This window comes from Soehngenia saccharolytica DSM 12858, assembly GCF_059568515.1.
Window position 1 is genome coordinate 65,192 of sequence record NZ_JCANTN010000007.1, and the last position, 9,915, is coordinate 75,106.

The 9,915-nt window shown below is 34.2% G+C and carries 7 protein-coding genes; 6 read left to right on the top strand and 1 reads right to left on the bottom strand.

Annotated features, from left to right (window positions below; genetic code table 11):
* The first annotated feature begins 24 nt into the window (after window positions 1–24).
* From eutH to nifJ, 6 genes are all read left to right on the top strand, one after another.
* Complete coding sequence (eutH, locus tag BO51_RS03440; RefSeq protein WP_496484001.1) at window positions 25–1,101, top strand: ethanolamine utilization protein EutH; 1,077 nt, start codon at window positions 25–27, stop codon at window positions 1,099–1,101.
* A complete protein-coding gene (locus tag BO51_RS03445; RefSeq protein WP_496484003.1) occupies window positions 1,098–2,876 on the top strand; it encodes an aminopeptidase P family protein in 1,779 nt (592 codons plus the stop codon). Before eutH ends, BO51_RS03445 begins: the two co-directional genes overlap by 4 nt.
* Before the next feature lie 13 nt (window positions 2,877–2,889).
* A complete protein-coding gene (gene uvrC / locus BO51_RS03450) occupies window positions 2,890–4,746 on the top strand; it encodes an excinuclease ABC subunit UvrC (protein WP_496484004.1) in 1,857 nt (618 codons plus the stop codon).
* Window positions 4,743–4,976 (top strand): PspC domain-containing protein, encoded by a 234-nt coding sequence (locus BO51_RS03455; protein WP_496484005.1) that lies wholly within the window; start codon window positions 4,743–4,745, stop codon window positions 4,974–4,976. The genes uvrC and BO51_RS03455 overlap by 4 nt, the downstream gene beginning before the upstream one ends.
* Window positions 4,977–4,979: 3 nt before the next feature.
* A complete protein-coding gene (gene hprK, locus BO51_RS03460) occupies window positions 4,980–5,921 on the top strand; it encodes an HPr(Ser) kinase/phosphatase (protein WP_496484007.1) in 942 nt (313 codons plus the stop codon).
* Between the two features lie 113 nt (window positions 5,922–6,034).
* Window positions 6,035–9,559, top strand: a complete 3,525-nt coding sequence (gene nifJ, locus BO51_RS03465; protein ID WP_496484009.1) for a pyruvate:ferredoxin (flavodoxin) oxidoreductase — start codon at window positions 6,035–6,037, stop codon at window positions 9,557–9,559.
* Between the two features lie 176 nt (window positions 9,560–9,735).
* Here the strand turns inward: nifJ and BO51_RS03470 are convergent.
* The coding region (locus BO51_RS03470; protein WP_496484011.1) for a transposase at window positions 9,736–9,915 on the bottom strand (180 nt) is incomplete at its 5' end.

Genomic DNA, 9,915 nt, shown 5'->3' on the forward strand with positions numbered 1-9,915 from the left:
ATATAAACATGCTGGAGGGTTATAATGCTATATATAATGCTATTCTTCTCATTGGTGGCTGGTATCGATAAATTATTAGGTAACAAAAAAGGACTTGGCGAAAAATTCGATCAAGGATTTTTAGCAATGGGAAGTTTGGCATTGACGATTATTGGGATTTATAGTCTTTCACCATTAATTGCTAAATTGCTAGTTCCAATACTATTACCTATTTCCGATATTTTGCATTTAGATCCATCTGTTTTCATCGGCTCTATTTTGGCACCTGATTTAGGAGGCTTTACGACAAGTATTGCGATTGCAAAAAATGAAAAAATAGGTCTTTTGAATGGATCAGTTTTGACATCTACCTTAGGCACAATAATATCATTTAGTGTGCCAGTAGCCATAAACACAATAAAGTATGATGATTTTGAGCCGTTTTCAAAAGGCATTTTAGCAGGAGTCACAACAATTCCATTAGGCGTGTTTATAGCTGGTTTGATGTTGCGCATAGATATAATAACATTGGTTATAAACCTTATACCAGTTATATTGTTTTCTATAATTGTAACAACAGGTTTAATTATGTTTCAGGAAAAGACAATCGTTATCTTTAGAATAATTGGAAAATCAGTACTATTTATAAGTACATTGGGGTTAATTATTGGCATTTTTCAATTTATGACAGGTATTGTAATGCTTCCTGAATTAATTCCCATAGAAGAGAGCTCTAAAATTGTGTTGAGCATTGCAGTAGTATTATCAGGGGCATATCCTATGCTATTGATCGCATCTGAGAAATTAAAAAGACCACTGAACAATCTATCTACAAAATTTGGATTAAATGAGTATTCGATTCTTGGCATTCTATCCACCTTGGCTAGTTGCTTGCCGATGCTTGCCATTTATGAAAAATTTGATAGAAAAGGCAAAATATTAAATGCTGCATTTGCGGTTAGTGGCGCATTTGTCTTTGGAGGGCAGTTGGGTTATATTTCTTCGGTTGCGAAGGATGCTGTAAATGCTTTTGTTGTAGGCAAATTAATTTCTGGTGTAAGTGCAATATTCATTGCTTTTATATTGATTAAATATGAAGAAGGGAAAGGGGTTTTAGAGTGATAGTAAATCAAAGGATCAAAGAACTTAGAAAATTAATGAAAGACAGAGGTATCGATGTTTATATCGAAATCACATCTGATCCACATCAGTCAGAATATGTCGCTGACCATTACAAAGGCAGAGAATTCTTGACTGGATTCACAGGTTCTGCTGGGACTGCACTTGTAACTGAAGATAAAGCAATTCTGTGGACTGATGGCAGATATTTTATTCAAGCTGAGAGAGAAATAAAAGATTCTGAATTTGTCCTTTATAAAATGAATACAAAAGGATATCCTTCATTGCTGGAATGGCTAAAGGAAAATGTAAAAGATGGATATACTATAGGTTTTAATGGCGAAGTTTTTTCCGAAGAACTAGTTGAAAAAATTATAAATGAACTAACTGACAAGAATTTTATGCTACATGACAATGAAGATTTAGTAGGAATGATATGGGAAGATAGGCCAGAGTTAAGAGCTGAAAAAGTTTTTAAGTTGGGAATTGAGTATACAGGTGAAAGCACAGAAGACAAAATAAATAGAGTAAGAAAATATCTTTATGAAAAAAAAGCAGATTACCTAGTTTTAGCGAGCTTAGATGACATAGCTTGGCTATTCAACATAAGAGGAAGAGATGTTTTGAACAATCCTGTAGTCATATCTTACGCTTTGATTTCAAAAGATAAAGCTCATTTATATCTAGACAACAGAAAATTGACTGATGAAGTGATAGAAGAACTAGAAAACGAAAAAGTTTGTATAAAAGAATATTTGGATATATTTGACGACTTGAAGAAACTAGAAGCTACAAGCTGTGTAATGCTTGATAAATCAAGAATAAATCGAAAGCTATATAACTGCATACCAAGCAGTTGTAAAATATTAAATGAAGTTAATATTACAACTAAATACAAAGCCATAAAAAACAGCGTTGAAATAGAAAACTTAAAGATTGCGTATAGAAAAGATACTGTCGCACTTACTAAGTTCTTTTACTGGATTGACAAAAATGTTTCTAGTAGCGAACTAGATGAATTTTATGCTTCGGAAAAGCTAGAGGAATTTAGAAAAGAGCAAGAAGGATTCATTGAGCCTAGTTTTGATACGATTTCAGCATATCAAGACAATGCCGCTATGATGCACTATAGCGCAACAAAAGAAATGAAGTCAAAGATATTGCCAAGAGGATTGTATCTGGTTGATTCAGGAGGACAATATTTCAATGGAACAACAGACATTACTAGAACAGTGGCAGTAGGAGAAGTTTCCGAAGAGGAAAAGAAAGATTTTACACTGACTTTAAAGGGCCATATTAATTTATTAAGTGCTAAATTTTTATATGGGTCAACAGGATATTCAATAGATGTTTTGGCAAGAATTCCACTTTGGAGAGAAGGAATTGACTATAAAAGCGGGACTGGACATGGTGTGGGATATCTATTGAATGTTCACGAAGGACCCCAAAGGATATCACAAGTTTACAACGATGTAGTTTTAGAAGAAGGCATGGTTATAACAGTTGAACCAGGGGTATACAAAGAAGGAAAACATGGCATAAGAATAGAAAATGTAGGGGTAGTGAAAAAGGATATTTCAGTGGATGCAGATCAATTTATGGCATTTGATACATTGTCATATTGTTATATAGATCGAAACTGCATTGACAAATCACTGCTTACTTTAGATGAAATAAATTGGATAAATGATTATCACAAAAAGACGTACGAATTGTTGAGTCCATATCTTACAGATGAAGAAAAAGAATGGCTAAAAGAGAAGACAAGAGAGATTTAATTAGGGTGGTTTAATGTATGATTTAGAGGAAAGATTAAAGAGTTTGCCCGATAAGCCTGGCGTTTATATCATGAAAGACAAATCAGATGAGATCATATATGTCGGGAAAGCTATTAACCTAAAAAAGAGAGTAAGTCAGTATTTCAATAATTCTAAAAACCATTCATTGAAAGTAATGAATATGGTTAAAAACATAAGCGACTTTGAATATATTATTGTCAACAATGAAGTAGAGGCTCTGATTTTAGAATCAAATTTGATTAAAAAGAACAGGCCAAAGTACAATATTATTCTTAGAGACGATAAACAATATCCATATATAAAAGTCACTGTGAATGAGAAATACCCTAGAATATTAAAAACAAGAAAAATTGATAAGGATGGGGGAAAGTACTTTGGCCCCTATCCTAGCGCATATTCAGTCAACGAAGCTATAAAAGTATTTCATGACATTTTTCCAATAAGGGATTGCAAGTTAAACTTAGATAAACTTCCTGAGAATTTTAGGCCATGTTTAAATTATCATATTGGTAGATGCAAGGGGCCATGTATTGGGATGGCTGATGAAAATGAATACAATCAAATGATTGAGCAAGTGATTAGATTTTTGAGTAGAAAAGACAATGCTATAATAGAAAAATTAGAATTAGATATGAAAAATGCTTCGGAAAATTTGAATTTCGAATTAGCAAGCATTTATAGGGACAGAATACAAGCTCTATCAGTTTTGATTGAGAAGCAAAATATGTCAAATCCTGATTTAATAGAGGAAGATATAATAGCAATTGCAAGAGGAATTGAAGAAATTTTGGCACAAGTATTTTTTGTAAGAGAAGGGAAAATAATAGGCCGTGAGCACTATATATTGGAAGACAATCTATCAACAGAAAGACCAGAGATAATAGCTTCATTTATTAAACAATTTTATTCAGGCGCAAATTTTATTCCAAAGGAAATCATTGTAGAAGAAGAGATTTCCGATCAGATTTTGATAGAGGAGTATCTTTCTAGTTTAAAAGGCGGCAAAGTTAAGATAACAGTACCTAAACGCGGAGAAAAGTACGAATTACTTGACATGGCAAAGAGAAATGCAATCGATATGCTCGACAAATATGGAGATAAATTTTTAAGAAAGCACAGAGAAAATTTAAAAGCATTGGAAGAATTGCAATATATTTTAAATTTGGATGAAGCCCCAAGCAGAATAGAAGCCTATGACATTTCTAACATCAATGGTGTTGGAAATGTTGGTTCAATGGTTGTCTTTGAAAACGGAGAAGCTAAAAAAACCGATTATAGGAGATTTAGAATCAAAACAGTAAGCTATCAAGATGACTATAAGAGCATGGAAGAAGTCTTAAAAAGAAGATTTTTAAGGGGAATGGAAATTAATAAAGATGAAAACAAGACAAATTCTTTCTCTATATTTCCGGATATAATTATGGTTGATGGTGGCAAAGGCCATGTTAACATGGCCGAATCCTTGCTTAGAGAATTGGGAATAAACATAACAGTATGTGGTCTAGTCAAAGACAATTTTCATAAAACCAGAGGTATCATATATAAAAATCGTGAAATACACTTGGACAAAGACAGCCTAGCTTATAAGCTGATATACAGAATACAAGATGAGGCACATAGATTTGCCATAAGTTATCATAGGAGCCTTAGATCAAAAGATATGTTTCAGTCTGAGTTAGACAATATTGAGTTAATAGGAGACAAGAGGAAGATTAGCCTGATGAAATATTTTGGAAGCATCTCAAGAATAAAGAATGCCTCAGTTGAAGAACTTAAAAATGTTCCTGGAATGACTCAAAAAGCTGCTGAAAATTTATACAACCATTTTAACAAGGAGGAAAAACAATGAAAAAGAAATTGTATTTATCAGATACAGATAAGAAAATAGCAGGAGTATGTGGGGGCATAGCTGAATACTTTGAGGTGGATTCAACATTAATCAGGCTAGCATGGGTATTGATAACGATATTTACAGCTTTTTTCTCAGGTATTATAGCATATATAATTGCAGCATTAGTAATACCACATAGGCCTATAGAACAACCATATTGGGAAGATGACAAAACTAAGGAGGAATAATTTTTGGAATATGTCGCTCTTTTAGATATTATAAAGGAACTAAACTTGAGAGTTCTCCACGCTTCAAAAGACATTGAAAAAATAAAGATCAGCACTACTGAGATAAGTAGACCTGGTTTGCAAATGACCGGATATTATGAGAAGTTTGTGCCTGAGAGAGTACAAATTATCGGCAGTGCTGAATGGCAATATTTATCAGACTTAGGAGATGAAAAAAGATATCAAGTCTTAGATGAATTCTTAAGCTATCCCATTCCAGTGCTCATCATTTCTAGAAATTTGCCTGTATTTGATGAGCTTGTTGAATTGTCTAAGAAACATGATCGAAATCTTGTCATTGGGAATAAAGCTACATCAAGTATTATTAACGATTTAGTCAATTTAATCAGTTTAAGGCTTGCACCTACTATCACCTTACATGGCGTAATGATGGAAGTATATGGTATTGGAGTATTAATAACAGGCAAATCAGGAGTTGGAAAATCAGAAACTGCTCTTGATCTGATAACAAGAGGATCGAGGCTTATTGCTGATGACTTAGTAGAGATAAAAAGGGTAGATGACACATTGAGAGGCAGCTGCCCTGAAATAATTAGATATTTCTTGGAAATTAGAGGCATTGGGATTATCGACATAGAGAGGATATATGGGATTGGCGCCGTCAAGCAATTTGACTATATAGATTTAGTTGTTCACCTAGAAGCATGGGATGAGGAAAAAGAATATGACAGGGTTGGCTTAGAAGAAGAAAAAATAGAAATACTTGGCATAGAAGTGCCCAGAGTTGTTATTCCAGTAAAAACTGGTAGAAATATTGCGATGATAGTAGAGGTGGCTGCAAAAAACAACAGACAGAAAAGATTAGGTTATAATGCTGCAGAAGCTCTAAATGAGAGAGTTAAAAAAAAGATAGAAGAGAGAAAATTCTTTCATTTAGAAGAATAGCTATTGCTTATTAAATTCGGCAAAAAGTTGACATTAATACAATATTTTAATATACTGAATGTGACGATAATTAGTAAATAAATATATAAATAATATCAAGGAGGTAAATATAGATGGGTAGAATTATGAAGACCATGGATGGCAACGAAGCTGCTGCATATATATCTTATGCATTCACTGATGTTGCAGCAATTTATCCAATCACACCATCTTCAACGATGGCAGAGCATGTGGATGAATGGGCAGCCAATGGTAAGAAGAACATATTTGGGCAAAAAGTACTAGTAACAGAAATGCAATCAGAAGCGGGAGCTGCAGGTGCGGTTCATGGGTCATTACAAGCAGGTGCATTGACGACTACATATACGGCATCTCAAGGATTATTGCTAATGATTCCTAACATGTATAAAATGGCTGGGGAATTGTTGCCAGCAGTATTTCATGTATCAGCTAGAGCTATTGCTTCTCATGCATTAAGCATATTTGGGGATCATCAAGATGTCATGGCGGCTAGACAAACTGGATTTGCATTATTAGCTTCAGGGTCTGTTCAAGAAGTAATGGATCTCGCTAGTGTTGCGCACTTATCTGCTATTAAAGGGAGAGTTCCATTTGTCCATTTCTTTGATGGATTTAGGACAAGCCATGAGATTCAAAAAATTGAAGTTCTTGATTATGAAGATTTAGCTAATCTAATAGATTATGATGCATTAAAGGAATTCAGGAATAGGGCATTGAACCCAGAGCATCCAGTAACTAGAGGGACTGCACAAAATCCTGACATATATTTCCAATCAGTTGAAGCGTCAAATCCATATTATTTAGCTATTCCAGATGTAGTAAATTCATACATGCAAGAAATAAATAAATTAACAGGAAGAGATTATAAGCCATTTAACTATTATGGAGATCCAGAGGCTACTGATATTATCGTCGCAATGGGCTCAGTAACAAAAGCTTGTGAAGAGACTATTGATTATTTGAGAAGCAAGGGAGAAAAAGTAGGGCTAATTGAAGTTCACCTTTACAGACCATTCTCAGATAAATATTTCTTTGACGTATGTCCAAAAACAGTTGAGAGAATTGCAGTTTTAGACAGAACTAAAGAAAAAGGATCACTTGGGGAACCACTATATTTAGATGTAAAATCATTATTCTACAATAAAGAAAACAAACCACTTATCGTCGGTGGAAGATATGGGCTTGGGTCGAAAGATACAACTCCATCACAATTACTAGCAGTTTACAAAAACTTGAAGAGCGATAATCCAAAGAATGGGTTCACAATAGGCATAGTAGATGATGTTACTAATCTATCCTTGGATGTTGATGAAAACATAGAGACAGTTGCTGAAGGAACAATCCAATGCAAATTCTGGGGATTTGGTTCTGATGGTACAGTTGGAGCAAATAAGAGTGCTATAAAAATCATTGGCGACGGCACTGATATGTATGCTCAAGGGTATTTTTCATATGACAGTAAAAAATCAGGTGGGGTAACAATATCTCACTTAAGATTTGGAAATAAACCTATAAGATCAACATATTTAATTACTGACGCAGATTTCGTATCATGTTCAAAACAATCATATGTATACAGCTATGACTTGTTGAGAGGTTTGAAAAAAGGTGGCACTTTCCTTTTAAACACTCTTTGGGATAGAGATGCTTTAGAGGAAAACTTACCTGCATCTATGAAGAGATATATTGCTCAAAATAATATAAATTTCTATACTATCAATGCAACAAAAATAGCATCTGAAATTGGTTTAGGCGGAAGAATAAACATGATCATGCAATCAGCTTTCTTCAAGCTATCAAATGTTCTTCCTATTGATGTTGCAGTTGCTAAGTTGAAAGAATCAATCGTAGAAGAGTATGGTAAAAAAGGCGAAAAAATTGTTCAAATGAATTTCGAAGCAGTAGATAGAGGAATATCGGCACTAGAAAAAATAGAAGTTCCAGAATCATGGAAAGATGCTTTTGATGAAAATGAAGGGAAAAAAGATGTTCCAGACTTCATTAAAAATGTTGTAATACCTATGAATAGACAAGAGGGCGATGATCTACCTGTAAGCACATTTGTAGGAAGAGAAGATGGAACTTTCCCAAATGGGACAGCAGCATATGAGAAGAGGGCGATAGCGGTTGATGTACCTCACTGGATTAAAGAAAATTGTATTCAATGTAATCAATGTTCATATGTTTGCCCACATGCTGTAATAAGACCAATTTTAGTTGATGAAACTGAAAAAGGGAAAGCACCTGAAACATTTGAAACTATTAAGCCTATTGGCAAAGGCTTTGACGGACTTGAGTACAGAGTACAAGTATCTGTTCTAGATTGTACAGGTTGTGGAAACTGTGCGGATGTATGTCCTGCAAAAGAAAAAGCTCTAGTTATGACTCCATTTGAAGAAGAATATGAAGTACAATCTAAGAACTGGGATTTTGCAATGACTGTAAAAGAAAAAGGAGAATTATTTGACACAAATTCACTAAAGAATTCTCAATTCCAAAGACCATTATTAGAATTCTCTGGAGCATGTGCAGGATGTGGAGAAACTCCTTATGCAAAACTCGTGACACAATTGTTTGGAGATAGAATGATGATTGCAAATGCAACAGGATGCTCATCAATTTGGGGAGCAAGCGCACCATCTACTCCATATTGTACAAATCAACAAGGCAAAGGTCCTTCATGGGCTAATTCATTGTTCGAAGACAACGCTGAATATGGCTACGGAATGGCAGTTGCAAATCGAAAGATTAGAGAAAAAATAAAATTAGCAATGGAAGAATTCCTAGAATTAAATTTAGATACTGATCTAAATGAACATTTTAGAGCTTGGTTAGATGGAATGGAAGATGGCAAAGCATCTAAAGCAGCTGCCGGAATGATTCTACCAAGATTAGATGCTAAGTTTGATAATGCTAGAGCAAATGAGCTAATCAATACAATAAAAGAGTTCAAAGACTATTTGATTAAGAAATCAGTTTGGATATTTGGTGGAGATGGATGGGCTTATGATATAGGATTTGGTGGACTTGACCATGTATTAGCTTCAGGTGAAAATGTAAATGTACTAGTATTTGATACAGAAGTATATTCCAACACTGGCGGTCAATCATCTAAATCAACTCCAACAGCTGCAGTTGCTAAATTCGCAGCATCAGGCAAGAAAATCAGGAAGAAAGACTTAGGAATGATTGCTGCAACTTATGGATATGTATATGTAGCTCAAATAGCAATAGGAGCTAACATGAACCATGCATTAAAAGCAATAAAAGAAGCTGAGAGCTACGATGGGCCATCATTGATAATTGCTTATGCTCCTTGCATTAACCACGGAATAAAAACTGGAATGGGCACATCCATTAGACAAGAAAAACTAGCTGTAGAAACAGGATATTGGCATTTGTACAGATTTGATCCTAGATTGAAAGAAGAAGGGAAAAATCCTTTTGTTCTCGATTCTAAGGAGCCAACAAAACCATTCAGAGAATTCCTTGACTCAGAAGTAAGATATACTTCATTGAAGCTGACATTCCCTGAAGAAGCTGAAATTTTATTTAAAGCTGCTGAAGAAGCTGCGAAAGATAGATTGGAAACATATAAGAGAATGGCAAGAGATTAGTTTAAAGGCTCTTTGTCAATTGTTGGGGTAGGATCAATTTTGATCCTGCTCCAATACTATATTTAAGAACATTTTTACATATAGGTACTAGTATATTGGTTTTTAAGCGCACTTAAATAAACCTAGCTAAAATATAGGTTTTCCACATATATTATTTACTTGTAAATTTGACCCCTCTAGTTTGTACAATGAATAATTCTATTTCGGAATCTCTTAAAATTCCTTATCCCAAAAGATATTCTCTTTAATACCTTAATTTTATTGTTAAATCCTTCAGTTGGTCCATTAGTATAACCATATCTAAAAGCATTCTTTATCTCATTTATCCAGTTTTTATAGGTATTGGCACACTTCTT

Excerpts from the sequence above, each read along its gene's own strand:
- eutH (WP_496484001.1), top strand. The coding sequence starts at position 25 with ATGCTATATATAATGCTATTCTTCTCATTGGTGGCTGGTATCGATAAA.
- uvrC (WP_496484004.1), top strand. The coding sequence starts at position 2,890 with ATGTATGATTTAGAGGAAAGATTAAAGAGTTTGCCCGATAAGCCTGGC.
- BO51_RS03455 (WP_496484005.1), top strand. The coding sequence starts at position 4,743 with ATGAAAAAGAAATTGTATTTATCAGATACAGATAAGAAAATAGCAGGA.
- nifJ (WP_496484009.1), top strand. The coding sequence starts at position 6,035 with ATGGGTAGAATTATGAAGACCATGGATGGCAACGAAGCTGCTGCATAT.